Origin of the sequence: Nesterenkonia aerolata (genome assembly GCF_031470965.1) — a bacterium.
GTDB classification, from domain to species: Bacteria; Actinomycetota; Actinomycetes; order Actinomycetales; family Micrococcaceae; genus Nesterenkonia; species Nesterenkonia aerolata.
Genome location: NZ_JAVKGR010000022.1, coordinates 1 through 26,948, shown reverse-complemented (window position 1 = coordinate 26,948; position 26,948 = coordinate 1). Strand labels below are relative to the sequence as shown.

The 26,948-nt window shown below is 65.7% G+C and carries 20 protein-coding genes and 3 tRNA genes; 8 read left to right on the top strand and 15 right to left on the bottom strand.

Annotated features, from left to right (window positions below; genetic code table 11):
- Positions 1–75: 75 nt before the first annotated feature.
- On the bottom strand, positions 76–2,211 hold the full coding sequence (locus RIL96_RS12275) for a RecQ family ATP-dependent DNA helicase (protein WP_374761890.1): 2,136 nt from the start codon (positions 2,209–2,211) through the stop codon (positions 76–78).
- Positions 2,212–2,348: 137 nt separating this feature from the next.
- On the opposite strand from RIL96_RS12275, the gene RIL96_RS12270 reads away from it, so the two are divergent.
- On the top strand, positions 2,349–3,152 hold the full coding sequence (locus RIL96_RS12270; RefSeq protein WP_310549312.1) for an isocitrate lyase/PEP mutase family protein: 804 nt from the start codon (positions 2,349–2,351) through the stop codon (positions 3,150–3,152).
- 57 nt (positions 3,153–3,209) lie between these two features.
- Here RIL96_RS12270 and RIL96_RS12265 read toward each other — a convergent pair.
- The 3 genes from RIL96_RS12265 to RIL96_RS12255 form a co-directional block, all read right to left on the bottom strand.
- Positions 3,210–3,285, bottom strand: a tRNA-Phe gene (locus RIL96_RS12265).
- A gap of 60 nt (positions 3,286–3,345) precedes the next feature.
- Positions 3,346–3,419 (bottom strand) — tRNA-Asp (locus RIL96_RS12260).
- Between the two features lie 75 nt (positions 3,420–3,494).
- Positions 3,495–3,567 (bottom strand) — tRNA-Glu (locus RIL96_RS12255).
- Between the two features lie 373 nt (positions 3,568–3,940).
- On the opposite strand from RIL96_RS12255, the gene RIL96_RS12250 reads away from it, so the two are divergent.
- The 4 genes from RIL96_RS12250 (at position 3,941) to RIL96_RS12235 (ending at position 10,502) form a co-directional block, all read left to right on the top strand.
- Entirely contained in the window at positions 3,941–4,306 is a 366-nt protein-coding gene (locus tag RIL96_RS12250; RefSeq protein ID WP_310549311.1) for a metallopeptidase family protein, read from the top strand.
- Between the two features lie 517 nt (positions 4,307–4,823).
- The gene (locus RIL96_RS12245; RefSeq protein ID WP_310549310.1) at positions 4,824–7,631 is read left to right on the top strand and encodes a C40 family peptidase; all 2,808 of its coding nucleotides are present in this window, start codon (positions 4,824–4,826) and stop codon (positions 7,629–7,631) included.
- Positions 7,632–7,785: 154 nt separating this feature from the next.
- Positions 7,786–9,207: a NupC/NupG family nucleoside CNT transporter gene (locus tag RIL96_RS12240; RefSeq protein WP_310549309.1), complete on the top strand. Its 1,422-nt coding sequence runs from the start codon at positions 7,786–7,788 to the stop codon at positions 9,205–9,207.
- A 188-nt stretch (positions 9,208–9,395) separates the two neighbouring features.
- A complete protein-coding gene (locus tag RIL96_RS12235; protein ID WP_310549308.1) occupies positions 9,396–10,502 on the top strand; it encodes a universal stress protein in 1,107 nt (368 codons plus the stop codon).
- A 214-nt stretch (positions 10,503–10,716) separates the two neighbouring features.
- On the opposite strand, the gene RIL96_RS12230 is transcribed toward RIL96_RS12235, so the two are convergent.
- The 5 genes from RIL96_RS12230 to RIL96_RS12210 all read right to left on the bottom strand — a co-directional run bounded on the left by RIL96_RS12230 (position 10,717) and on the right by RIL96_RS12210 (position 16,059).
- Positions 10,717–11,733, bottom strand: a complete 1,017-nt coding sequence (locus RIL96_RS12230; RefSeq protein ID WP_310549307.1) for a glycerophosphodiester phosphodiesterase family protein — start codon at positions 11,731–11,733, stop codon at positions 10,717–10,719.
- A gap of 95 nt (positions 11,734–11,828) precedes the next feature.
- Entirely contained in the window at positions 11,829–12,953 is a 1,125-nt protein-coding gene (locus tag RIL96_RS12225; RefSeq protein ID WP_310549306.1) for a hypothetical protein, read from the bottom strand.
- A 99-nt stretch (positions 12,954–13,052) separates the two neighbouring features.
- Positions 13,053–14,180, bottom strand: coding sequence for an endonuclease/exonuclease/phosphatase family protein (locus RIL96_RS12220; RefSeq protein WP_310549305.1), 1,128 nt, complete (start codon positions 14,178–14,180; stop codon positions 13,053–13,055).
- Positions 14,181–14,326: 146 nt separating this feature from the next.
- Positions 14,327–14,431, bottom strand: coding sequence for a methionine/alanine import family NSS transporter small subunit (locus RIL96_RS12215; protein ID WP_310549304.1), 105 nt, complete (start codon positions 14,429–14,431; stop codon positions 14,327–14,329).
- Positions 14,431–16,059: a sodium-dependent transporter gene (locus RIL96_RS12210; RefSeq protein ID WP_310549303.1), complete on the bottom strand. Its 1,629-nt coding sequence runs from the start codon at positions 16,057–16,059 to the stop codon at positions 14,431–14,433. Before RIL96_RS12210 ends, RIL96_RS12215 begins: the two co-directional genes overlap by 1 nt.
- 228 nt (positions 16,060–16,287) lie before the next feature.
- Between RIL96_RS12210 and RIL96_RS12205 the strand changes: the two genes are divergently transcribed.
- Positions 16,288–18,444, top strand: coding sequence for a BCCT family transporter (locus RIL96_RS12205; protein ID WP_310549302.1), 2,157 nt, complete (start codon positions 16,288–16,290; stop codon positions 18,442–18,444).
- 58 nt (positions 18,445–18,502) lie between these two features.
- On the top strand, positions 18,503–19,132 hold the full coding sequence (locus tag RIL96_RS12200) for a hypothetical protein (RefSeq protein ID WP_310549301.1): 630 nt from the start codon (positions 18,503–18,505) through the stop codon (positions 19,130–19,132).
- A 2-nt stretch (positions 19,133–19,134) separates the two neighbouring features.
- Here RIL96_RS12200 and RIL96_RS12195 read toward each other — a convergent pair whose 3' ends face one another.
- From RIL96_RS12195 to RIL96_RS12175, 5 genes are all read right to left on the bottom strand, one after another.
- Positions 19,135–19,923 carry a LytR/AlgR family response regulator transcription factor gene (locus RIL96_RS12195; protein ID WP_310549300.1) on the bottom strand — a complete coding sequence of 263 codons (789 nt, stop codon included), beginning with the start codon at positions 19,921–19,923 and terminating at the stop codon, positions 19,135–19,137.
- A 58-nt stretch (positions 19,924–19,981) separates the two neighbouring features.
- Entirely contained in the window at positions 19,982–21,340 is a 1,359-nt protein-coding gene (locus RIL96_RS12190; RefSeq protein WP_310549299.1) for a histidine kinase, read from the bottom strand.
- Positions 21,341–23,080: a sodium/solute symporter gene (locus RIL96_RS12185; RefSeq protein WP_310549298.1), complete on the bottom strand. Its 1,740-nt coding sequence runs from the start codon at positions 23,078–23,080 to the stop codon at positions 21,341–21,343.
- Between the two features lie 323 nt (positions 23,081–23,403).
- Positions 23,404–23,847, bottom strand: a complete 444-nt coding sequence (locus RIL96_RS12180; protein ID WP_310549297.1) for a hypothetical protein — start codon at positions 23,845–23,847, stop codon at positions 23,404–23,406.
- Between the two features lie 17 nt (positions 23,848–23,864).
- Positions 23,865–24,506: a hypothetical protein gene (locus tag RIL96_RS12175; protein ID WP_310549296.1), complete on the bottom strand. Its 642-nt coding sequence runs from the start codon at positions 24,504–24,506 to the stop codon at positions 23,865–23,867.
- A gap of 787 nt (positions 24,507–25,293) precedes the next feature.
- Here RIL96_RS12175 and RIL96_RS12170 point away from each other — a divergent pair.
- On the top strand, positions 25,294–25,689 hold the full coding sequence (locus RIL96_RS12170; protein ID WP_310549295.1) for a hypothetical protein: 396 nt from the start codon (positions 25,294–25,296) through the stop codon (positions 25,687–25,689).
- A 373-nt stretch (positions 25,690–26,062) separates the two neighbouring features.
- Here the strand turns inward: RIL96_RS12170 and RIL96_RS12165 are convergent, their stop codons facing one another.
- The gene (locus tag RIL96_RS12165) at positions 26,063–26,539 is read right to left on the bottom strand and encodes a hypothetical protein (RefSeq protein ID WP_310549294.1); all 477 of its coding nucleotides are present in this window, start codon (positions 26,537–26,539) and stop codon (positions 26,063–26,065) included.
- Positions 26,540–26,948: the final 409 nt, after the last annotated feature.

Sequence of the window (26,948 nt, the reverse complement as noted above, 5' to 3'; positions counted from 1 at the left end):
CTCATGACACCACCCTGGACCAGAAATCACCCCACATATGGGAGACATGCCCTAGATCTGCGCTGCTCGCGGCCCTCAGCCGCGCATGCCCAGAGCGAAGGGCAGCACTATCTCCGCCCCTGCCCCACGCAGCTCTCGAGCGGCCACGGTGAGGGTCCAGCGGGAGATCACCTCGTCGTCCACCAGCAGCACGGCCGCTCCATGGACCTGGGCCGACATCTGCTCCGGCACACTGAACCGTCCCAGCAGGCCTGCCAGGCGGAAGGCGCTGTTGGCCTCCGGAGAGCTCGATGGTCCGCCCTCGACCGGCTCCAGGGCACCGGCGTAGGGGAGCCGCCCCACCTGGGCCACGCCGCGGACCAGCGAGTCGATCAACTGCTGGTGCCGGCGCGAGGGCACTGAGACGACCACATCGGGACGGCGAGGCCACTTCCATTCGGAGAGCACCCGCACCACGGCCCCGGCCATCTGATCAGGCACAGCGGCGTCCTCACCCTGGAGCGCCTCCCGTACCGCAGGCCCCCATCCGAGGTCTGAGAGCCGGGCCAGCGCTCGGCCGTCCTCAGCCACCTCACCGGGGCCCAAACGGCCCTTCAGAGGCAGGCCGAGCGCGGCCAGCCCGGTGGGCCACTGCTTCCGCGGGGCGATCTCCACTCCGACCCGGTCCATCGAGGCACGTGCCTGGCTCACCGAATCCTGATCCAGCTGCCGCGGATACCAGGGCCCCGCGCAGGTGTCGCACCGCCCGCAGGCGGTGGCGTCGTCGTCGAGGGTTCCGGCCAGGTAGACCATGCGGCACTGACCGGGCTCCAACCCCTCGTAGTCGAGCATCGCCTGCTGTTCGGCCCGGCGCAGCTGCAGGATGGTGTCATAGCGCTCGGCGTCGTACTGCCAGCCGCGCCCGGTGGAGACCCAGCCGCCGCGCACCCGGTGCACGGCCCCGTCGACCTCCAGGACCTTCAGCAGCAGCTCCAAGGGGGAACGGCGGATCTCCACCATCGCCTCCAGGCGAGCCACCGAGAGCGGCTCCTCCGAGTGTTCGGCCAATGCGGCCAGCACGGCGTCGGCCCGCTGCTGGGTGGGCATGGAGGCCTGGGCGAAGTGTTCCCAGATCCGGATGTCCTCCTGGCCGGGGAGCAGCAGCACGTCCGCATTGTCCACAGCGCGCCCGGCGCGTCCGATCTGCTGGTAGTAGGACACCGGCGACGACGGCGCCCCCAGATGCACGACAAAGCCCAGGTCCGGCTTGTCGAAGCCCATGCCCAGAGCCGAGGTGGCGATCAGCGCCTTGACCCGGTTCTCCTTCAGCGCGGCCTCGAGCTGTTGGCGCTCATCCGGATCGGTCTGCCCGGTGTAGGCGGCGACCTCGTGACCGTGCTCGCGCAGATGCCGGGTCAGATCCTGGGCCTGGGAGACGGTCAGGGCGTAGACGATGCCGCTGCCGGTCAGCGAGCCCAGATGCTGGGTCAGCCAGGCGATCCGCAGTTCCGACTCCGGCAGAGTGAGCACTCCGAGTCGGAGCGAGTCGCGGCTCAGGCTGCCGCGCAGCACCATCACCTGCTTGCCGCTGGCGTCTCCTGCCGGGGCCAGCTGGGCGGCGACGTCGTCGACCACCCGTGAGTTCGCCGTCGCCGTGGTGGCCAGCACCGGGACCTCAGCGGGCAGTCCGCGGACGATCTCTCCGATCCGGCGATAGTCGGGACGGAAGTCGTGGCCCCAGTCGGAGATGCAGTGGGCCTCGTCCACCACCAGCATGCCCAGGCTCTCGAGCAGTCCGGGGAGCACTTCGTCCCGGAACCGGGGATTCGCCAGACGCTCCGGGGAGATCAGCAGCACGTCCAGCTCTTCGGCGGCCAGGGCCTCCACCACCGAGTCCCACTCGTGGGCGTTGGCCGAGTTCACCGCCTGCGCACGGACTCCGGCTCGGGAGGCCGCTGCGATCTGATCCCGCATCAGAGCGATCAGCGGGGAGACGATCAGGCTCACCCCGCGACCCCGGCGGCGCAGCAGATGGGCGGCCAGGAAGTACACGGCGGATTTGCCCCACCCGGTCTTCTGCACCACCAGGACCCGGCGGCGCTGCTCCACCAAAGCGGAGATCGCCTCCAGCTGGCCGGGGCGGAAGTCTGCGTCCCGCCCGGTCAGCGCGGTGAGGCGTTCCCGGGCTTCGGCGTGGAAGGCGGCGGAGGGAGGAATCGGTGAGGAGGTCACGACGTTCACTCTGCCACAGGGGTCTGACACAGTGTGCCGGTTCTCCACAGCATGCGGGGCGGGTGAGCATCACCGCCTGTCAGCCCTCGGCGCTGGATCATCAGCGCCACCGGATCTTCTTCAGGGAAAGGACCCTCATGACCTCCTCCAGCTCAACCCCCGTCTTCGACACCGCCACTCTGCGGGCCCGTGCCGAGACTCTGCTGCAGCTCCATCATCGGGACGCTCCGGTGGTCCTGCCCACCGCGTGGGACGTCTGGTCCGCGCGGCTCATCGCCGACGCCGGCTTCGACGCGCTCACCGTGGGCAGCCACCCGCTCGCCGACTCGCTGGGCGCGGCCGACGGCGAAGGTATGACCCTGGACCAGGCGCTGGAGGCGATCGCGCGCATCACCGGCGCTGTGGACGTCCCGGTCTCGGCCGACCTCGAATCCGGTTATGACACCGATCCTGCTGCGCTGGTGGAGAAGGTCCTGGCGGCCGGCGTCGTGGGTATCAACATCGAGGACACTGTCCACTCGCGCGGTCAGATGCGAGGCGGGCAGGAGCACGCGGACTACATCGCCAGAATCCGCCGGGCCGCTGAGGCGGCCGGAGTCCACCTGGTGATCAATGGTCGTACCGACGTCTATAAGCACGCGCACGATTTCGCCGACCCGCTTGCTGAGACTCTGCATCGGCTGTCTCTGCTGGAACAGGCCGGCGCGGACAGTCTCTACCCGGTGGGCCTGCCCAGCGAGCAGGTGCTCACCACGATTCTCGAGCAGGTCAGCACGCCGCTGAACGTCACGGCTCACCCTGAGCGCGGTGCCATCCCGGAGGGCCTGGCGCTGCCGCGGCTGGCCGAACTGGGTGTGAGCCGGATCAGCTTCGGTCCTCTGCTGCAGATGGCGCTCGGCGAGCAGGCTGCGCAGCTGCTGGGTCGGTGGAACGAGCAGTGAACGGTTGAGAGACGAGTAAGGCCCCGTCCCTCCGAGGGGAACGGGGCCTTACTGCTCTGGTGGCTCCGACCGGCGTCGATCCGGTGACCTTTCGATTTTCAGTCGAACGCTCTACCAACTGAGCTACAGAGCCTTGTTCGCCTGCTGATCAGACGTCACTCTCGGATCAGATCTGGTGGTCTGAAGAGAGCAGCGACCCTGACGGGACTTGAACCCGCGACCTCCGCCGTGACAGGGCGGCGCGCTAACCAACTGCGCTACAGGGCCTTGATTGTTGTGCCTCAGGCACGGAGAGAAACTCTATCAGAGCTTCAGACTCGGCTCCAATCCAGGCGCCGAGAGTACCCCCAACGGGATTCGAACCCGTGCCGCCGCCGTGAAAGGGCGGTGTCCTAGGCCGCTAGACGATGGGGGCGCGATCCCGTAGTGGACCGAATAAAGTCTAGGCGCTGCCCCTCAGACGCGGCAAATCACATCGCCCCGCGCATCAGTGCATCTCCCTCCGGCACTCCGCATCCCCAGCACCTTCCCTACCTCCCCGATCTCCCGCGCCGCCACCATCGCCCGCCACCACCCAGACCCACACCGGCCGTGACACCAGTCGTGACATCCGACCCACCGCCCGGGAACGCATCGTCACCGAATCGTGACATCACGTCTTGGCCACGGCCAGCCTCCCAGCTGAGACCTCTCCGAGACCTTGCCTCCACCCCTCCACCATCCACCAGCAGCCCCCAACAATCCCTCATCCGAGCATCTCCTCCGCACTCACCCCTAGGCTGAGAGTCATGCGCCCGCAGATGTCCGACGAGGAGTTCGACGCCGCCGTCGAAGATGCCCTGACTCAGATCCCCGAGGCTCTGGCCGCGAAGGTGGACAACGTCGTGATCTTCGTCGAGGACCGCTATACACCCCGCCCCGGCGAGCCCGCGGATACGGTGCTGCTGGGCCTCTACGAGGGGATCCCGCTAACAGAACGGGGCGGGGAGCCGTGGTCGATGCCGGATCAGATCACCCTCTATAAGGAATCGATCCTGGACATCTGCTCCTCCCGGCAGGAAGTCATCGAACAGGTGCAGATCACCATGGTCCATGAGATCGCGCATTTCTTCGGCATCGATGATCAGACGCTGCACCGTCTCGGTTGGGGCTAGGAAAGCCTTTACCACAGAGGCTTCCGATATCCGCGCAACCCTCAACCTTCAACCTACTTGAAGGTTGAGCGTAACCATTTTGAGACCTTACTTCCCCGGAATGACAGGCATCTAGGCATTCAGGCTGCTTTCAGTCACGACACGCCCTGTTGCCGCTGTTATGAAACGGCAATACTCTGAATTCAGCGCCAGAAGGCCGTCCTGCGTTTCCCATCTGTGACGGCAGCCGGCACACACTCGCTCTCTGACAGCGGTCATCCCAGGCCGCCGAGGGGACGGAGGGACCGCCCAACGGCGGCCCGCCGAGAGTGCCACACCGGCCGCCGTGACTGTCGCCGACGGATCCGGCCGCGCCGAGGGTACCTCCTGAGCAGACGTTGAGGGCGTCTGTGCTTGACGGAGGCCTCGTCGCTGCCTGCGGTTCCGCGGCGTCCGCTGAAGGACGACCTCACAGAAGGCGCGGCACCCGTAGTGGATTCAGTGAGGAAGAACCGTGAACAATCGCCGGAATCTCGGCGTGGCAGCAGTGACTGCCGCCGTCGTGACGACAGCCCTGGTCGGGACCACATTGCCCGACCTGCTCTCCGACAGGACGAACTCCGCCCAGTCGGCATCTGACGCCTCGGACCTCGTGACGACAGAGCTTCCGGAGATCCCTTCTGCGAAGGAGCTCTCGGAGGCACGGGAGTCGTCAGAGACCGCCGATGAGATGATCGCCGACCTGACAGAACGCCTCAACCAGGCTGGCCAGCGCGGCCAGGAGCTCGAGGCCGCACTCCAGATGGAGTATGAGAACGCGCTCGAGGCTCAGGTCCAGGCCGAGGAGGCCCGAGAGGCCGCTGACGAGGCCACTGAGCAGTCCGAGGCGGGCCGTCAGGCCAATGAGCAGTACCAGGACGGCGAGACCTCCGCCGGGGACGTGCTGCTCTCCGATGAGGACTCGCTCGCCGACGACGCCACCGACCAGCGCCAGAACGACAACGCCCAAGCCGAGGCTGACGCCGCCGCACAAGAGGCCGAAGAGGCCGAATCGGTGGCCCAGCAGGCCTCCGCGGACGCGACCCGCCAGGCGGAGAACGTCTCCGCCGCAGAGCAGGCCAATGCCGATGACGCCGCAGAGAACGGCGAACGTCTGCTGGCCCTGCTCGACGAACTTGCCGAGCTGTCGAATATGGACCGTGACCAGGTCCGTGCGCAGCTCGAGGCCAACTCCGACCTGCTCGACGAGGACGGCAACCTTGACCCAGCCAAGGTGTCCGCCCACTGGGAGCAGATCAAGCGGATGCTTGGCATTGAGACCGCCGAGGACTCGTCGGACGATGGAGAAGGGGAAGCTTCATCGTCCGACGAGTCCGAGGCTCCTACCCCCAGCCCGAGCGCCGAGGAGACCTCCGCACCGGAGGACGACGAGGACGCTGACGAGGGCGAGGACGAGACCCAGCCCACGGTGACCGCCGACAACGACCCGCTGACCACTCAGACGCTCAGTCAGTACGTGGAGGCCACCCAGGAGCTGGTCCGCCAGTACGCAGAGCTGACCGATCAGGATGCCGAGGAGGCCTTCGCCGAGATCATCGACGACGACACCCTCGTCGACGGTCAGGGCATCATCGATCCGGACGCGCTCTACGCGAAGATCCAGGAGCTCGGCGGCGGCTCGGAGTCCGAGAACAGTGACGAGGACAGTGCCGAAGACGAGGCTGACGGCGAGAGCGCTGACGAAAGTGCCGACTCCTCCGAGGACGCCTCGGATGAGTCTTCCGCCACGCCGTCGGAGGCACCCTCGGCCAGCACTGAGGACGACGAGGATGAGGACGCCAGCGAGGAGTCAGACTCAGACGACTCAGACTCCAACCAGGCGGACGCCGGTCAGGACGACTCCGATGAGGCAGAGCAGAGCGGCGAGGACGACTCCTCCGGCCACGAGCTCTCCCAGTACGTGCAGCCCACCCAGGATGCCGTCGAGCGTCTGGCCGACCTGAAGAACCAGGACCCCGAGGACCTCTTCGAGGAGCTCATCGCGGACTCTGACTTCACCGACGCCAACGGCGTCCTGGTGCAATCGGCCCTGCTGAGCGCGATCAGCGAGCTGCAGCCCGCCCCGAGCCCGTCACCGTCGTCGACGCCGAGCTCAAGTTCCAGCCCGAGCTCGACACCGCCACAGAGCCAGAGCGCGAGCCCGAGCCAGAGCCCCAGCTCCAGCCCGTCCTCGACACCGTCACAGAGCCAGAGCGCCAGCCCGAGCTCCAGCTCAAGTTCTGACTCGAACTCCAGCTCCTCGCAGAGCCAGGCCCGGCACTCGCTGGACCAGTACGTGGCCGGTACCCGGTCAGTGGTCCGGCAGATCGCTGAGCTGGAGGGACGCTCCGTGGAGGCCACGTTCCAGCGCCTGATCGGTGAGGACCGGTTCACCACCGCCAACGGCGTGCTGAACCACCAGGCCCTGCTGAACCGGCTGGGCACGCTGCGTGCGGAGAACGCGCCGGAGCCGAGCTCCTCGCCGTCGCCGAGTGCGACGTCGAGCCCGTCACCATCCTCGGCTCCCAACCAGAGCTCCAGCAGCTCGAACTCCGGGTCCAGCAGCTCGAACTCGAACTCCGGCTCGAGCCAGTCCCAGGCCCCGGTGCACAACCTGAACCAGTACGTGCAGGGCACCCAGAACCTGGTCCGTCAGTACGCGGAGCAGAAGGGCATCTCGGCGACGGCCGCGTTCCAGGAGATCATCGGCACGGACTCGCTGACCGACAGCCGCGGGGTCATCGACCATGGTGCCCTGCTGCGTGAGGTCCAGCAGGCCGGCGCCACCAGCCAGAGTGAGCAGGGTGGCCAGAGCGGCCAGGACAGCCAGCAGGCCACCGGTTCCCAGCAGCAGAGCGGCCAGCAGGCCAGCGGCTCGCAGGGCAACTCGGCAGCCAGCGGCAACACCGGGACGACTGCCGCCACCGGCAGCGGTTCCGGGCAGGTCGCCGCGAACTGGGCGGTGCAGCGGGCCACCAACCCGGCCGCCCGCTACGTGTGGGGCGCCAACGGTCCGACGAACTTCGACTGCTCAGGGCTGACCCAGCAGGCCTTCGCTCAGGCCGGGATCTCCATCCCGAGGAACTCGAACGCGCAGATGCAGGGTGGCCAGTCCGTGCCGCTGAGCAATGTGCAGGCCGGTGACCTAGTGTTCTGGACTGACGCCTCCGGCCGGGCCTACCACGTGGCGATCTACATCGGTAACGGTCAGATCGCCCACGCACGGAACCCCTCCACCGGGCTGGGCATCGACTCGATGAACTGGTCCTCCGGTTCCATGCACCCCGTCGCCAAGCGGTACTTCTGATCCGTCCGGGTCAGCGCGCCGCGTCATCTCAGGGGGATCCTGCCGACATCATCGGCGGGGTCCCCCTGAGCTATGTGACGGGCAAGTACACTCAATCGAAACCTGATTCCGGCACGTTCTGTGTCGGGCCGCTCACACAGATGGGATTGAACCGATGATCCATGTCCTCTGGGGGATCCTCGGCATGGCCGTGGTGCTCGGCATCGCGGTGCTCGCCTCGGCGGACCGCCGCAAGATCAAGATCCGGCCGGTCATCTTCGCTCTGCTGCTGCAGCTGACCTTCGCGGTGCTGGTGCTCTGGACCGCCTGGGGCCAGAGGCTGCTGTTCCAGGTCACCGAGATCGTCCAGGCGATCATCGACGTCGCCGGTGAGGGCACCTCGTTCCTCTTCGGCGGTCTGGTCGAGGGTGACAGTGTGCCGTTCGCGCTGAGCGTGCTGCCGGTCATCATCTTCTTCGCCTCGCTGACAGCGGTGCTGTATCACCTGAAGATCATGCAGCTGGTGGTCCGTGTCATCGGTGGTGGCCTGCAGAAGCTGCTGGGCACCTCCCGGGCGGAGTCGATGAACGCGGCGGCGAACATCTTCGTCGGCCAGACGGAGGCGCCGCTGGTCATCCGCCCATACATCGCAGGGATGACGAAGTCGGAGCTCTTCGCGGTGATGGTCGGCGGGCTCTCCACAGTCGCCGGGTCCGTGCTGGTGGGGTATTCGCAGATGGGTGCCAGCCTGGAGTATCTGATCGCGGCCTGCTTCATGGCCGCCCCGGCCGCACTGCTGATGGCGAAGATCATCGTTCCGGCCGGCTCCTTCGACGAGTTCGACGCCGGTAAGGAGGAGCGCGAGCTGGTCGCAGCTCGCCGCGCCGGTCACGCTGAGGGCTCGGCGGAGGCTGGTGAGAGCACCGACGATACCGCATTGGGCGGCTCCCGCTACGTCCCGGCGGAGAAGACCGCCGAGGGGACATCTGAGGGGACAGCCGAGGCAGCCTCTGAGGAGTCTCCCGCCGCGGAGCGCAGCCGCGCTATGGCGGCCCGCGTGGATGCTGAGGATGACGACCGCGCCCGCAACGTCATCGATGCCGCCGCCCGGGGCGCCGGTGACGGCCTGCGCCTGGCCGCCAACGTCGGGGCCATGCTGCTGGCCTTCATCGCGCTGATCGCGCTGATCAACCTCGGCATCGGGCAGATCGGCGGGCTCTTCGGCGCCGATGATCTCACCTTCGAGGCCATCCTCGGTGTCATCTTCGCCCCGCTGATGTGGGCGGTCGGTGTCCCCTGGGAGGAGGCAGCGGCCGCGGGCAGCTTCCTGGGGCAGAAGGTGGTGCTCAACGAGTTCGTCGCTTTCGCCGCCTTCGGTGAGCAGGTCGAGTCGTTCTCCGGCAAGACGCAGGCGATCATCACCTTCGCACTGACCGGTTTCGCGAACTTCTCCTCGCTGGCGATCCTGCTCGGCGGGCTGGGATCGATCGCGAAGAACCGCCGCTCGGACATCGCCCAGCTGGGGCTGCGCGCCGTGCTGGCCGGTACTCTGGCCAACCTGATGAGCGCGACGATCGCCGGGATGATCCTGTTCTGATCCCGGGGCGGACGCAGCTGTTGCGCACCGACACAGAGGCCGCCGAGGCCGGGGATGATTCCCCTCCTCGGCGGCCTCTGTGTCGGTAGACTGGAGGCGGTCAGCGACGGCGCTGCCCGGGTGGGTCCCGGCGGTCGGTGTCCTGGCCATAAGTCCTGACCCTGAGCCCTGAATGTGAGGAGAGCAGGATGAACGAGTCTGCACAGGCCCACACCGGACCTTCTGCCGGAACCGACCGCCGTTTCGGCGTCGTCGTCGGGGTGGACGGCTCTGAACAGTCGCTGCGGGCCGCGCATTGGGCGGCGGCTGAGGCGCATCGGCGCCAGCTGCCGCTGACCGTGGTCACCGCCTATTCGCTGCCGGCATTCGCCGCCTCCTCCATGGACGGCGGGTACGCGATGGTGGACGAATCCGCGTTGCAGGCCGGTGGTGAGGACGTCATCGGTCAGGCTAAGACGTTCCTGCGTGACTACCCCGGTGAGGTCTCCTACATCGTTGAAGGCGGCGACGCCGCCGGGGTGCTGCTGGACTACTCCTCCGAGGCCGCGGTGATCGTCGTCGGTGGGCGTGGCCGCGGCGGGTTCCTCGGCCGGCTCCTGGGTTCGGTCTCCTCGGCGATCCCCGCCCACGCGGCCTGTCCCACGGTGGTGGTGCCGCTGAAGTACTCCTCCCAGGAGTCCAATGCGGTGACCACCTCCACCGGGGCGATCCCGGTGATCAACCCTGACGGCACCGTCGGCGAGCAGGGTGAGGGGGCGGACTCCCCTGAGGTCGCACCGCAGCCGGCCCCGACGTTCTCACACACCTGTTCCGGCCGGGAAACCCGGCCGGTCTCAGTGGGTGTGGACGGTTCTGACTACGGCCGTCTCGCCGCCCTGGCGGCGGCCCGCGAGGCGACTCAGCGCGGCACCAGGCTGCGGCTGGTCTGCGCGCTGCCTCCGCTGGGGGCCACTCTGGTGTGGATTCCCGCGCATGTGGATGATCAGGCCGCAGTGGCGGAGCTGACGGAGAAGCTGGAGGCCGGGCGGCTGTGGCTGCGCAGCCACTACCCCGAGTTGGAGATCGAGATCGAGGTGGCTGACGGCACCGCGGCTGACGTCATGGTTGAAGAGACGCGGCACGCACAGCTGACGGTGGTGGGCACGCGCGGCCGCGGCGGGTTCGCCGGAATGCTGCTGGGTTCCACCTCGCAGGCCGTGCTCCACCACGCGGAAGGCCCGCTGATGGTGGTCCCCGAGGCGAAGGACCGCCGGCTGGATGACCGTGCGGACTTCGGTCCTGTGCTGGGCAGCTGAGGGGCCTGCCTGCGGGGGATCGGAGCGTCTGAGCACGTTCGGGACCCGATGCACTGAGCTTCGTCTATGAATGTGCGCCGGGCTGCGATATATCGACAGCCCGGCGCACATTCATAGATGAGCGGACGGGGAACACCGGGAAACGGCCGGGGAACTCCCACGTACCGGGCAGAGGAGGTCACTGACCGGTGATGACCTGACCGGTGCGACCGCCCTACTCTCCCCGCACGGCACTGACTTGCTCGCGCACCTGGGCGGGGCGGTTGGTGGTGATCTCAGCCACGCCGAGGCCGAGCAGCAGATCGACATCCTTGGGCTTATCCACCGTCCACACGCGCAGCACCGATCCGCGGGCGATCCACGCTTTGACCTCGGCCGGGCGCTGGCGCACATACTTCAGCCCCGGCCCGGCGATGCCGGCCCGGTGGTTCCACACCAACGCTTCAGCGTCCTTCGCGGTGCCGCGCAGCACCGCCGCGACGAACGGCCGCATCCCGAAGCTGAACTGCATCTTCGCCATCTGCCGGGCGATGCTGCGGTCATTGACCAGATCGAACAGCGAGCACAGACGTTCGGCCGGCACCATCTCCGCCAGGTGGATCAGCGCGCCGGGGTGGAAGCTCATGAACGACACATCGATGAGGTGCACACCTCCGCCGGGGCGCGGCGCCCCGGGCACCGTGGAGGTCTCTGGGTCCCATCCGGCCTCGAGCAGCACTTTGAGCACTTCGTCTTCGAGCCGGGAACCGTAGGGGCTGGGGTGTTTGAGTTCGATGGCCAGTCCCATCGGCCGGCCGGCATCGGCGAGAAGCTTGAGCACCTCGGGCAGGGTCATGACCTGCTCATCGGGCGCTCCGTAGGTGTCGGCGAGCTTCCGTGAGCGCCAGAACCGCGGCGTCTTGGCCAGCTGCGGGGTCTTCCAGGAGCAGACGTCGAGGGCACGCATCTGTGCCAGCGTCTTCTCAGCGACCGGCCCGGTGCCGTCGCTGGTGCGTTCCACGGTGAAGTCGTGGAAGCAGACGAGTTGACCGTCGGCGGTGAGGTGCACGTCGATCTCCAGCCCGTCAGCACCGGACTCGATGGCCCGCAGGTATGCCGCGCGGGTGTGCTCCGGGAACTCCGCGGAGGCGCCACGGTGGGCGAACACCCGGGTGGGCCGGGGACGCCGGGGGGCGGGGTCACCCTGCTGGTGGAGGTCAGTTCTGCGGGGCGCAATCTGGTGGACCGTCACTGTTCCACCCTAAGTCGCCCACGCGAATGGGGGAACAACACGCCGCGACCTGCGTCTGACCTCCGGTTGAAGCGCGGCGACGGCTTCCGGCTGCGTCAGTCCTCGCGCGGCGAGGGCAGATCGGGCTCAGGCGGAGTGGCCCCGCGGGCCTCGGCGACCTTCTCCAGGGTGCGGCGGGCTTTGCGTTCCTGCCGGATCTGCTTCTGTTCCTGTTTCAGTCCCTTCTTCTTCTCGCGCCGCTCGCGCCGGTCAGCGCGCAGCTTCTCCCGTTCCAGGGCGCGGCGCATGTCCTCGACCAACGTCGCCGGGGTCTGTTCGGGCAGTTCGCCGAAGGTGCGGTGCGCCGTCTTGATGACCTGTTTGGCGAGCACCCGGTTGGCGGTGCCGCCGACCACCGCACCGATGCCGAAGGGGATGGCTCGGGCCACCATCGTGGTGCCGTGACGGACGAAGAACCGCCGCACGAACTGCTTCTTCAGCTGGTTGAACACCACTCCCCCGACTCCGCTGCTGCTGGAGAGGCTGCTCAGCGGGACCAGGGTGGCGTAGGGGCCCACGCTTCGGCCGCCGGCTTGGTCGTTGAGTTCGCCGAGGAGCTGGCGGCCTTCCTCGCCGAGCATCACGGCCATGACCAGCGTCTGGGCGCGGGTGGGGTCTTCAGTGGAGATGCCGGAGAGCTCGGCGATGGACTGGGCGTAGAGCGCGCAGGTTTCGAGGAATCCGCCGGTGGCTGCGGCGGAGAGCCCCAGGGAGGCGACGGTCCCGACGGCCGGCACGGCGGCGGTGGCCCCGATGACGGCGCCGGAGCCGGTCATCACCCGGGAGAACTCTTTGTCCAGCTGCCGGGCCAGCTGCCGGTTGGTCAGCGTGGGGTGGGCTTTGCGGAGCCTGCGGAGATTGGCCAGCACCAGGGGGCGCTGCACGGTGACGGCCCGGGTCAGCCAGCTCTCAGCGGAGGGGGTGAGGCTGCCGTCCTCGTCGAAGGCCTGTTTGGACACCATGGAGACGGCCTGTTGGGTGACGAACCCTGTGGCGGCGGTGCGCATCAGGGTCGGTCTGCGCTGTTCGCCCTTCGCACCTGCTCGTCCTCGCTTTGTCCTCGGTCCGCTCCGGCCCGCACTGCGCGCGGCGGAGACCGTGCCGCGGCTGAGCCGGCGCCGCTCGACGTCGGCGGACCCCTGTTCGGAGCCTTCGGCGGGGATCATGGATCGTGAGCTCATGTGTCGACTCCCGGTGTGCGGTCTGCGCCGAGGTTTCCCGGCAGGTCAACGCTAACGCATCGGCCCACCGGTGATCAGCGCATCGTACCCGGTCAGCGCTCAGTCGAGGCCGAGATCGGACCAGATCAGACTCGTCTCAGCCCCGGTGGCGCGGCCGGAGTCGTCTTCGTCGAGGCCGGTGTGGGAGCGTATGGTTCCGGAGCCGAGGCCGTCGTCACCGGCGAATATCCACCGCTGGGAGCCGAGTCCGCCACTGTCCTCTTCGTCGTCGTAGATGTAGGCACCGTCGGCGGGGTCTTCGGAGAGGTAGTCGTCGATGAGCCGGCGTTGATCATGGAGCAGGGCCGGGTCCGCCTCAACGAAGCCGAAGGTGGTGCGGGCGGCGGCGATGACGTGCACGGTGTCCTCGCCGATGCTGACCGGCAGGTCCCAGAGTGTGGAGCCAAAGAGCGGGAGCACGGCGCGTTCCACCTCGGAGAGCTCTTCGGACATGGAGTTCTCGGGGAGGTCGTCCCAGAGGAAGTCTTGGAAGGTGCGGGCTTCGTCGGTGTCGATGGGCGCCTGGGAGAAGACGATCATCCCGTAGTGGCCGGGGTAGTCTCCCCGGCCGAGGGAGTCGCCGTCTCCGCCGATGAATCCGTCACCGTCGAAGTCGGCCCCGGAGTCCACCCCGGAGTTGGTGGGGGCGGTGTACATATGGGGGTAGGCGAACCCCTCGTGACCATCGGCGGCACGGGCGTCGCCGTCGGAAAAGTAGTCGGAGTTCAGGGTGTCGGCGAGGCGGTGGGACTCGTCGTAGGGGACCCCGGTGAGCACGAGTACGTCGGGCCTCACCTGCTGCACCAGGGCGGCGAGGTCCTGGGCCTCAGGTTCTTCCCCACCGACGAGGGTGGCCTGGACGTCCGCGGCGGAGCTGCCCTCGAGGCTGATGTGGGAGGTGGCCACGCGCAGGGCGCCGTCGTCGTGGACGTCGGTGCGGGCGGCGTCCGCCCCGGTGCCCCGGGTCTGTTCTGAGCCTGATGAGATCTCTGCGTCCACGGTGCGGTGCCCATCGGTCTTCGCGGAGGCCTCTGCGGAGGTCCCGGTGGAGGCTGTGTCATCCAGCCCAGCGTGCGTGGGCTGGGCTTGGGCTCCGGCGATCAGCACGAGCCCGGCCGCCAGGCCGATGGGTACGACGGCATAGAGGGCCGAGTGCCCCGATCTCGTACTGGATCCGCCGAAAGGCATGGGCTATACGGTACTGCTCCGCTCATCTGGCTCCAAGCCGCAGAGGCCTGCACAGCACAGACGTTACCGAGGCGTAATCATGCTTGCCTTCTGACCAGTACCGTCACCTCCCTGTGACCTTCAGCGGGGCGGGCGCGGAGAGGGCGTCAGTCCTCCTCCGGGTGCCGCTGCAGGTGGATGGCGGCGGCGATCAGCCCACCCCAGAGGATGACGATGGCCACGATCATCATGACGATGGCGAGGGGATCCATCAGCGCTCACCTCCTTCACGGGTGTGCTCACGGCGGGTGCTCTCCGGGCGAGTGCTCTCAAGCTGCGTGTCATCGAGGTCGGGGTCCTCCATGGTCAGCGCCGAGCGGCGCGGCCACCGGGCCAGGCTGGCGATGACGGCGATCAGGATCACCAGCCCGATCGCACCCCAGCCGAAGGAGGACACCACCCACTGGTCGTAACCGCCGTAGCCCTCCTCGATCTTCGTCATGATGTCCTGGACCAGCAGGGAGCCGAGCACCAGAGGAATGACCACGGCGATCAGCGCCCGCCAGATGGGGCCCACTTTGAAGGAGCTGTACCCGTTGAGGCCTTCGGTGAGCACCGGCAGCTTCCGTACCACCCAGGAGAGCACGACGGCGGCCAGCAGCGCTCCGCCGACGATGCCGACGTTGTTGGAGAAGGCATCCACCACGTCCAGGATGGTCAGCCCGGAGACTCCGCCCAGCAGCACGATGGAGATCAGTGCAGATGCTCCGCCGACGATGGCGACGGTCAGCGGCCGGGACCATCCGGTCTTGTCCTTCACCGAGGCGATGACGACCTCAAGGATGGAGATCTGCGAGGTGAATCCGGCCAGCACCAGGGAGCCGAAGAACAGCACACCCACCAGGGCGGAGAGCGGGGCCTCGGAGATGATGGTCGGGAAGGCCACGAAAGCCAGGCCCAGCCCAGAACTGGCGACCTCGTCCACAGCGGTGCCGGCGGCGAAGGCCAGGAACCCGAGCGCGGCGAAGACTCCGATGCCGGCCAGCAGCTCGAAGGAAGAGTTCGCGAATCCGACCACCAGCCCGGAGCCGGTGGTGTTGGACCGGCGCTTCAGATAGGAGGCGTAGGTGATCATGATGCCGAAGCCCACTGAGAGCGTGAAGAAGATCTGCCCGTAGGCGGCGATCCACACCTGCGGATCTCCCAATGCCGCCCAGTCCGGGGTGAACAGGGCGTTGAGGCCCATGCTCGCGCCCTCCAGCGTCAACGAGTAGATCACCAGGATCACGAACATGATCACCAGCACCGGGATGCCGAGCATCGAGACCATGGCGATGCCCTTGCGGACTCCGGCGGCCAGGCAGATCAGCAGCACCACCCAGACGGCGATCAGCGGCCAGCCGACCTGGGCGACGAAGTCCACGGAGAGACCGGCTCCCTCGGTACCGCCGCCGTCGTACTGCAGGTATTCCCCGAAGAAGAACCCTTCGGCGTCGTCACCCCAGGCTTGGGTGAAGGAGAACCAGGTGTAGCTGCAGGCCCAGGCGATGATGGCCGCATAGTAGATGGAGATCAGGAAGCAGACTCCCACCTGGAACCAGCCGATGAACTCAGTGGCCGGGTGCAGGCGTTTGAATGCCAACGGTGGCGAGCCGCGGAACTTATGCCCGATCGCGTAGTCGAAGAAGAGGATGGGGATACCGGCGGTCAGCAGCGCCACCAGGTAGGGGATCAGGAAGGCGCCGCCGCCGTTCTCGTAGGTGATGTAGGGGAATCGCCAGATGTTCCCCAGTCCCACGGCTGAGCCGATGGCGGTGATGATGAAGGCCTTGCGGCCGGTGAAGGATTCGCGGACCTTCACTGCCCCTGATGAGGCGTCTGTGGCAGATGACCTGCTCATAGGTGTCTCTCCGACTCTCTTCAGATACGAATGCCTGTGGCTAATACCACATCTTCCCACGGAGCGTCTGGATCGTCACTGCAAGACTCGAGGGAAGGTTGAATTCTCCTGCTCAGTCAGGCCTAATGGAGGATGGATATCTTGCACCTGCCCCGAGATCGAGGCCCAAACACCCGTTGAGTCGCCGCTGGAGACCCTTGCGGCGACGGGATCATAGAGGAGGACTTCATGGCTGCGCAGCCAGAAGCAGAGGTGAAGCATTGGTCGCCGGCCAGCGTCTGGAGGGGGCTGTCGAAGCCGGTCTTCATCCCCGCGGTGGTGATCATCGGCGCAGCCTTGGTCTTCGCCACCTGGTTCAGCTCTCAGCACGGCGATGAGGCGTTCGAGAACCTCAACACCGCCATCGTCGACGGCATCGGCTGGTGGTACGTGCTCATCGTCACCGCCTTCGTGGTCTTTGCCATCTGGGTGGGGGTCGGGAAGACCGGGCAGATCCGGCTGGGCCGCGATGATGAGCAGCCTGAGTTCTCCGTGATCTCCTGGTTCACGATGCTCTTCGCCGCCGGCATGGGTATCGGCCTGGTGTTCTGGGGTGTGGCGGAGCCGCTGAACCACCTGATCGGTCCCCCGGACACCACCGGTGAGGTAGCCCAGGCCGCTGACGGCACCGCCCTGCTGGCCACGGAGGGTGAGCTCTCGCGCAACGCCGTCGGCGCCACTCTGTTCCACTGGGGCCTCCACGCGTGGGCGATCTACGTGGTCGTCGGGCTGGGCTTGGCGTACATGACCTTCCGCCGTGGCCGTCCGCTGGCGATGCGCTGGCTGCTGGAACCGATCTTCGGCCGGCGTCTGATCGAATCCTGGGTGGGTCACGTCATCGACATCGTCGCCATCGTCGGGACGATCTTCGGCATCGTGACCTCGCTGGGTCAGGGTGTGCAGCAGATCGTGGCCGGGCTGATCTACATGGGGTGGGCGGAGGAGTCCACCGCCCTGCTCAACGGGCTGATCATCGTGATCACCGCGATCGCTTTGTTCTCGGTAATCACCGGTGTGTACAAGGGCCTGAAGTGGCTCTCGAACGTCAATATGCTCATGGCTGCGGTGTTGGCCCTGTTCGTCATGTTCTCCGGGCCGACGCTGCTGCTGCTGAGCCAGCTGGTGAGCAACACCGGTGAGTACCTGATCACCCTGCCGCAGATGGCCTTTGAGACCTCCGCCGGGTACGCCGGCGGTGAGGGCTCCTGGTCTGCGGACTGGACCATCTACTACTGGGGCTGGTGGATGAGCTGGGCCCCGTTCGTGGGGATGTTCATCGCGCGGATCTCGCGCGGCCGGACGATCCGTGAGTTCGTCTTCGGCGTGCTGCTGGCTCCCACGGTGATCGCGATCTTCTGGTTCACCGTGTTCGGTTCCTCCGGCATCTGGTACCAGATCAACGAGGGCGGCATGCTCAATGAGGACGGCGGCGTCACCACTGAGGATGCGCTGTTCAACCTGCTGGAGGCAGTGAACCTGCCGCTGCTGACGGTCACCGCGGCGGTGGCGATCGTGGTGGTCACCATCTTCTTCATCACCTCCGCGGACTCCGGCTCTCTGGTGGTCGATGTGCTGGCCAACGGTGGCCGTGCGGACACTCCGCGGCTGACCCGGGTGTTCTGGGTGGTGCTGATCGCGGTGGCCGCCATCGTGCTGCTCAACGCGGGCACGGATTCCAGTGCCGCGCTGCGTGTGCTGCAGGTCTCCTCGATCTCTGCGGCGGCGCCGTTGTCGATCGTGCTGGTGCTGACGATGATCGCGCTGATCAAGGTGCTCAACTATGAGGCCGCGACGATGCCCCGCTATGTGCGTATCCGCAGGACGGCGACACCGGCAGCCCTGGTGGATACGGCCCGGGAGGTGGCCGGCAGCGATGACGACGCCGCGGTCACCCGGAGCCTGCGTTCGATGCTTTCGCGTCAGCGCCGGGTGTTCTCCGATGCTCTGGGCGGTCTCTCGGCGACGCTGGGCGGCCTCTCCTCCCAGGCGGGACGTCAGGGTGAGAAGCAGGGAATCATGGAAGGTGAGGAGATCTACGCCCTGCATGAGGTCCCGGCTCATGCGACCCAGGTCAACCCGGAGACCGGCACGCTCGGCTGGGACGAGGAGGAGGCCTACCACGACCCGATCGAGACCCATCACTTCGATACTCCGGAGTACGCGGAGTCCGCGGTGGGTTGGGAGCACGAGCAGGAGCAGCTGTTTGAGGATGTGGTCTCTGACGCCTCGACCTCCGGTGATGCCCAGCCGAACATCTCGGAGCGCAGCCGCCGTTCGGATCAGGTGATCGACGAGCAGATCTCTGATGGACAGGTGCTCTCTGATGAGGAGGGAACCCGGGACTGAGGTCTCCCCTGCTGGGGCTTCACATACAGCACCGAATACGCGAGTAGAGTGGTCGGATATGACGACTTCTTCTGCTTCTGAGCCGGCGGTCTCCCCTTCGCGGGAGGCCGCCGGTGGTGCGTCCGGTCAGGTGGCTGGACGGGCGTTGTTGGTGGTGGCCGCGCTGATCGCCGCCGGTACGGCGGGCTTCGAACTGGCCCGGCTGGGTGGCTCCTCGGATGCCACGTTGATCGTGGGTTCGTGGCGGACCTTCGGGCTGATCGTCTTCGCCGGGCTGTTCGCGCTGGTCGCGTGGCGCCCCACGTCCTACCCCGGGGTGTTGGAGCTGTCCATCCTGCATAAGGTGGCGGTGACCCTGGTGGCGGTGAACAACACGCAGGCCGCTGATGCCTGGGGTGTGGTGGTGGTCGACGGGCTCATCGCGATCGCGCTGATCGCCGGGTATCTGCTGCTGGGCTGTTACCGGGCGTGGAAGCCGGCGCGTACGGCTGCGCGGCCCTCGGCGAAGGAGCAGGCCCGTCAGGACAGGAAGTCCTCGGCTGCGGGCGGGCGCACGGCCCGGCCCGGTTCGGGGGCTCAGGGTGGTTCAGAATCCCAGGGTGGTTCAGGAACTCCGGGCGGCGATGCTTCCCAGGGTTCCGGGTCTGAGAGCTCTGGGCCCGAGAGCTCCAGGCCTCAGAGTTCCTGACCTCAGACCCCTAAGCGCTGACGCAGCGCGCGGACGTGGCGCCGGGAGACTTCCACCCGGCTGCGTTGACGGTCGTTCATCACCAGCACCAGGGTGCCGCCGGCGGTGTGCCGCAGTTCGCGGACGTAGCGCAGGTTGACCAGGTGTGAGCGGTGGGCGCGGAAGAAGTGCCCGCCGAGGCGGCGTTCGAGCTCGTTGAGGGAGAAGGAGACGAGCACGGCTTCTTCGGCGAGTTTGATCTGGGAGTATCCGCGTTCGGCGGAGGCGTAGACGATGGAGTCTCCGGGCAGCAGCACTGTGCGTCCGTCGCGTTGGACGGGGATGCGTACCAGCCGGTCTCCGGCGGCGGGTTCTGCCGGGGCCGGTTCTTGGGTCGCCGGTTCGGAGGGTTCCGCGGGTTCGGGGGCGTCGTGGACGTTGAGCGCGCGCAGCACGGCCCGTCGGAGCCTGGTGGTGTCGAAGGGTTTGACCAGGTAGTCCGCGGCGGCGAGGTCGAAGGCTTCCACGGCGTGTTCGGGGTAGGCCGTGGTGAAGATGACCTGGGGCCGGTGGGGGCGTTCGGCGAGCCGGGCGGCGATCTCGAGGCCGCTGAGTCCGGGCATGGAGATGTCGAGGAACACCAGCCCGTAGTCGAGGGAGTCGAGCAGCAGCAGGGCTTCTTCGCCGTCGGTGGCTTCGCCGACCACACGCACCGGGCCTTGTCCGGGGATCTCTCCCATCTCGCGCAGCAGGTGCCGCAGTTCCTCCCGTGCGGGGGCTTCGTCGTCGACGATGAGGGCACGGGTCTGCATGCCCAGCAGTATAGTGCCGGGGCTACGGCTGCTGCGGTGGGCGTTGCCGGGTGCGGCCTCAGCTGAGCGGGACGCGGAGGTCGACGACGGTTCCCCCGGAGGCCGGGGTGGAGACGGAGAGGTCATAGCGGTCGCCGTAGAGGAAGTCGAGGCGTTCGATGATGTTGCGCAGCCCTACTCCGGCGTGGGCGGATTCTGCGCCGTCGCCGGTCTCGGCGGGCCCCGCGGCGGCCTCGGTGGTGGTTTGGGGGTGGGTGATGCTGCGGGTGAGTTCGCGCAGCACATCATCGGGCATGCCGACGCCGTCGTCGCTGACCCGGATGGAGACGGTGCGGCCCAGCGGGTCGGCGCGGGCTTTCAAGCGCACGGTGCCGGGCCCGGGCTGGGGGCCGAGCCCGTGTTTGACGGCGTTCTCCACCAGCGGCTGGATGGTCAGCACCGGCACCCGGCTGGTGAGGACTTGGGGGTCGATGTCGTAGCGGACCTGCAGCCGGTCCCCGAACCGGGCCTGTTCCAGGGAGAGGTAGGTGCGTACGAAGTAGTACTCCTGGGCGAAGTCGGCGAAGTGGCCTTCCTGCCGGACGGTGTAGCGGAAGAACTCGGCGAGTCGCACCAATAGTTCGCGGGCTTCGTCGGGCCGGGTGCGGGATTTCGAGGCGATGGTGTTGAGCACGTTGAACAGGAAGTGCGGGTTGATCTGGGCGCGCAGCGCGTCGAGCCGAGCGTGGGCGGCGATCTGCCGTTCGCGGTCCAGTTCGGCCATCTCCAGGTGCAGGGAGAGGATGTGGGCCATGTCTTCGACGGCTTGCGCCGGTGGGATGCGGCTGCCGGATTGGAAGACTCCGAGGGTGCCGACCACCCGGGAGCGCACCACCAGCGGGGCGACGACGGCGGAGGAGTGCGGGCATCCCTGGACCCGGCAGCCGACCTGTTCGGCGTTCTTGGCCACCACGGTGCGGCCTCCTTCGGCCGCGCGGACGGTGGCCTCGCTGCGCATCTGGTGGCCGGGGCGGTGGTGGTCGGAGCCGGGGCCGACGAAGGCGAGGATGTCTTCGCGGTCGGTGATGGAGACGGAGTCTCCGGAGAGCATGGGGCGCAGCAGCCGTACGGTGCGGGCGGCGGCTTCGGGGGTGAGCCCGGAGCGTAGGGACATGGAGCGGGCGGCGGCGGCGAGGTCTCCGGCGTCGGGGTCTGCGGCGAGGCCGTCGCGGCGGGCGGTGCGGGCGGCGCGGGCTTGGCGGTCTCGTCGGCCGCGGAGGAAGGAGGGGTAGCCGAGCACGGCGGCGAGGGTGAGGGTGACGCCGATGATGAGGGTGGGCAGGGTGTCCAGTGCTGGGGAGACCAGCACTTGGGTGATGGTGGCGACCAGTGCCCAGATGCCCAGGACGGCTGCGGCGAGGACGGCGCTTCCGCGCATTTAGCGTCTCCTTCCGCGCAGTTGGGTGTGGGTGCGGGTTCTGCGGCTGCCGGTGTCGGTGCCTGCCCGTGGGGCGGGGGCAGCGGCGATGAGCCGGGCGAGGCGTTCGGCGCGGCGGTCTCCGGCGGTGCCGTGCATCGTCACCCAGGCGGCCTCGACGTCGGGTGGGGGTTGGCTGAGCCGGGAGGCCAGCGCTGCGGCGAGTGCGGCGAGCGGGGCGCCGAGGAGGGTGGGCGCGGAGAGCAGGTCACGCAGCGGTGAGTCGGGCAGGGTTTCGGAGGTAATGAGCGCGGTGACGGCGACGGCGGCGCCGAGCAGCATGCCGGTGATGGCGCCGGTGGCGGTCATGGGCCGCCACCAGATGGCCAGCAGCAGCACCGGGGTGAGGGCGCATCCGGCGACGGCGAAGGCCCAGGTAACCATGGTGGTGACCAGGGCCGGGGTGGCGGGGCCGAGTTCGCCGGGGCTGAGTACGACGGCGGCGACGCCGGCGAGTCCGGCGACGATCAGGGTGATGAGCCGTCCGGCCCAGACGGCTTGCCGGGGGGTGGCGTGTGGGTTGATGTGGCGTTCGTAGACGTCGTGGCCCCAGGTGGCGGCGGCGGCGAGCAGCAGTCCGGCGACAGTGGACATCACGGCGATGAGTGCGGCTGCGGAGATGATGCCGAGGCCGAGTTCGCCGCCGTAGATGCGCCCCAGGGCGGGCAGGGCGTGTTCGGGGGTGATGAGGACGCCGTCGAGGGTGAGGGCGTCGAGCCATCGGTGTTCGGTGACGGCCTCGGGGATGACGTGGCGGGCGGCGGTGCCCATCATGACGGCCAGGGCGTAGAAGGCGCCGATGAGGCCGAGTACCCAGACGGTGGTGGTGCGGGCGGCTCGGCCGGAGGGGGCGGTGAAGTAGCGGTTCATCACGTGCGGCAGCCCGGCGGTGCCGAGTCCGAGGGTGACGACGAGGGCGATCTGACCGAGTTGGGTGTATTGGGCGCCGGGTTCGCCGAAGACGGCGTCGCGGCCGGTGTCGATGCGGTCGGGGTGGGTGCGCAGTTCCCAGCCGTCGCTGGTGTGGGTGGGGCTGGTGAGGGGTTCGTCGCTGAGGTCCTGGACGGCGGCGCCGTAGTCGAAGCCGTTGATGACAGCGAGGGAGGCGAGCCAGATCAGTGCCATGAGCACGACGATGAATTGGACCGCCTGGTACCAGGTGGCTCCGCGCATGCCGCCGAAGGCGACGACGATGGAGATGACCAGCAGGGAGACCAGCACTCCGGTGACGTAGGGGGAGAGTCCGAAGAGGCCGTGGCCGACGAGCAGCTGCCAGGTGATGCCGCCGCCGACGGATTGTGGGATGAGGTAGCCAAGGATGATGAGTTGGACCATGCCTGCGGCGGTGAGACGGACGCCTTCGGAGTGGAGGCGCCGGCCGAGGAAGTCGGCGAGGGAGAACTCGCCGAAGCGGCGCAGCGGTGCGGCGATGAGCAGCAGGACGGGGATGAACCCGGCGGCGAATCCGACGGCGTACCAGGCGCCGTCGATGCCGAAGAGGTAGACCGCGGCGGCGACGCCGAGGAAGGAGGCCGCGGAGATGTAGTCTCCGCAGATGGCCCAGGAGTTGGTGAGGACTCCGACGCGGCGGCCGGCGAGGTAGAAGTCTACGGTGGAGTTGCCGCGGGGGCGGGTGAGGAAGGCGACGATCAGGGCGACGAAGACGACGAACGTCAGCGTGGCCACCGCAGTGATGTTCACCGCTCCCCCTCCCGGCCTGCTGCACTGGTAGGACGGGCCCGGCCCTGGCATGGAGGGTCCGTGTGCCGTCAGCCACAGTCTAGGTGTTGTGGGGCCGGGGGTTATTCGAGGGGTATTCGGTGTGGCGGTGGCCTCGTGCTGCTCTGGCGCCGCGTGGAGTCTTGCCTGAGCTGCGGATGCGGAAGCGTTTGAGTGACGGCTCGTTCATGGGCTGAGTGGCACTCACGCCGTCTCCAAAGTCACCCCTGCTGAAGTACGGTTCTCCTCGACTGCATGATCGCGAGTTCGTCCTGTGAACGATTCACTGAGGGCACCTGCCGCCTCTACCGAGTCGGCTCACGATTGATCTGCCAGAGCAGCAGCAATAATAAAGCGAGGATCACCGCGCCGATCCCCGCACTGAGGATACCCGTCGTAAAGAACGCGAATCCGACGTATTGCCCAGTGGTGATCGAAGTGGCAAAGATCAACGCTGAGATAGCAGTGACCAGGAGAAAGCCCAGTACAGACCAGCCGGTGAGCGTCACCATCTTCCATGGTGGCTCCGACGACGGCCGCTCCGCCTTGGCAGACCCTGACAGAACCATGAGACTCAGGACAAGCAAGACGAGAGCGCCGCAACCGAACACGAGTGGCATTCCGGCCTTGTTCGTCTCTGTCAGCACCACCGCGTGGAGGAGGAACTGAGCAGCGAAGGCTGAGAACGCGCCTACTGCGAGACCGGATGAATGTGACCCGGCGGCCTCCCCTCGCCTGGTCATCTGCATTGCCCCCCTCATCAATGTCATCCCTGATCATCCTGCCCTTCTATATCTTCCATCTGGCGGGGATTATCCGCACCGAATTCCTCCTCGCGCTTCCTGCGATTCTCAGTGACAATCTCGTCATAGGCTTCCTGTATACTCGAGTCATCTGAATGTCGAGTATTATAGACGGAACTGAATGCCTCAGCTGAGCTACCTTTCATCAAGAACATTCGACCCTCGTTGCTCCCTGCACCGTAGAAGATCTCGCCATATTCAGTAATCCCATGACTGTTGTTTATATTTTCAGTCAGCCCCAACTGGTCAGCGATCTGCTCAGCCGTCGCATAAGCCTCCTCCAGATCATCGGGAGCGACATCGAATCTAATCTCGTGGCGGTACACCCCGTCACCCTGAGGACGTGGCGTGACCTCGGCATGGTGCAACTCCGGACTCCATGGCTCACCATCAATAGTCGCAACCTCATCACCGAAGTGCTCCCGCATCACCTCGACTACCGCTTCTAGCTCAGCCATCTGCTCGTCCTGGGTATACCCACCCTCGATATCAATGACGCCTTCAGATTCAACGTCGGCGCCCGTCTCTGCCTGTGAAGGGGATCCAGATTCACCACCATCACCTTCTGCGCCACACCCTCCAAAGAGGAGGACGCCCGCCAGCATAAGGCCAGGCGATACCTTCGACGCGTGGAACCCTCGCCTTCGACGCCGCCGATCTGCTGACGTGCCATTGCCTCCTTCAAACCACCGCAACACTCTCCCACCCCTCCTCAGCACTGTTCATGTCGCAGAATTCGGTTACTGATCTGCACCTCGGCATAAGGTCAGCGCATCGAAGGGAAATGCACATCGTCAAGTCACTGTCGTTCATTGGAAGGCTTCCTCATGCGCGGCCTCAATAGACTGATGGCCCAAACAGGGAGTCACGCAAAATACCCGAACAGAAGCATCAGATTTGATTGTTATTGAATACTATTCATCCAATATTGACACTCTAAACATATATCCACCCCAATAGATACTCATCTTCCGCAAGCCATTTCACGTCAAATAGGTCCGCTCAGGTTCTTACGATATCTATCATCGGACGGGCAGTACACCCCATGCAGCTAATAAGAAGCGCTCACGCCTCACCCGTTAGCGAAGGCCTTCTACCACGAGATAGGTATACAGGAAGTCGTACGCCAGTGTCCCACATGCACCGAGACCCCCGTCTTGACCACGTGAATAGTATGCCGAACAAGCACAGATATGAACCCGGGAGGTCACTGATACGCAGGCCTAGCAAATTGAGACGCTCATTGTCTCAGCGGGCCCACTTCCGAGACAGGGCGTTGATGGTACCCGTGGCATGTAGTGCACTGGCGCTGACAGGATCACCGAAAACCCCGACACGCCCAACCCAGGCGAGCGTCCATCTGATCAGAGCGCAACCCAGGGAACCATTGATGTGGAGAGCGGCTATACGCAAGACGAGAAAATTGCAGAGTTGGAGGTGGTCGTCAATGTGATGCGTGAGCATTTCGGAGACGATGTAGCCACCATCGACGGTGAACGCTGGACTGCGGAACTACATGACGCAGAGATTGCCTCGGGGCCCGAAGGGAACGAAACATATCGTCACTCCATAAGGTTTGATATTGCTCCTGAGGACCTCGAAGAAGATAGGCAATTTATGATTTCCGTGGAGTCTGAAGAGTTTTCATCTGCACCATATATGGCTCGGTACTCAAATGACCCAAGTTTACGTGATGTACTTAAGCTCATGGTTAAAAGAACGCAGAAAAAAGTAAAGCGAATGACTTTTAATAACAGACGATCTTGCTGGTTGATCATTAAAAAATGACCGTCATGATCGGAGCAGCCAGCAGCATGCTCAGGACCGGTCCTCCAAGAATTCCCACAGCAACAGAGGGTGCTCGGCCATGACTAAAGCTCCTCATCAGCGCATAGAGATAAAGGCATGAGGTCAGAAGGCGTATCCCGGTGAGTAACCAATATAAGCCCGAACTTCCTGCCGCACCGCTGAGCTCAGACAATATAAAGAAGATCATGTTGAAGAAGGAATAAACGACAAATACCACGATGTGGACCGCAATTTATACAGATTTCCTTGACGCCGGAGCCCCGTCGCCCCCGCCTCCATGACGGGACGAGCCATCGTCAAGATCACGCTTCATGTCACTCCGAAAAACATCAGTCGAAACGGTCCAAAACAATCAGTCCTCCCAATTCGCTTCGTACGCCTCGTACATGCTCTCATGATCAGAGTGCCTGGTCCTGAACTGTGCGGATATTTCGGCGCCATCACGACGCTGCTGAATGAGAAATAATCGGCCATGGTCATCGCCCCCACCCACCACATAGACTTGATTCCGTCGCTCGGCGTCGTAGGTTTGAGGGAGATCTCCGTCCGGACTTAATCCAATGTCATCTAAGGCCGCCAGAGCTTTCTCCTGGGTCTCTTGGTTGGCCTCAATATCAGAAAAATCAAAATTAACTCGATAAAAATAGTGATCCGGAGCTCGATGGCTCGGGTATGGAATTCCTGGCCAATTCAGGTAGCGCTCAAGGTCCCATTCGTCATCGCCCAAGCGGACAACGCCCTCACCGAAGTGTTTCTTCATGACAGAAACCACTAATTCAATCTCCGCGACTTGCTCCTCCTGAGTCAAACCTTCGTCCCAATCAACCATTGAGACTTCATCTCGTTCCTGCGACATTAAACTCTCGGCGCCTTCATTGCGATCGGCAGTGCCAGGTTCATCAGCAGCACAGCCAGTCACTAATGTTAATGATGCCAGAAATATATTATAGTTACCTCGATATCGTGGCATTATACAAAATCTCTCATTAGATTATTTATTATCTTAAAGGTGTTCAAAGAAGTGCTATAGGTAAAATCGGAGTTAAGCACCTAGCTGTCATAATCACTCGAAGATGTCACGTCAATCTCTCCCTCAGGTGTCCCCGTACACCCGGTGAGCATGACAACCAACACAAAACCAGCGCACCCTCGAATATCCCTCACAGCCACCGGACACCCCGTAGCAATACTGATAAAGTGGACACCGGCCACCGCCTGAGGAACCCGGCACCAACCTG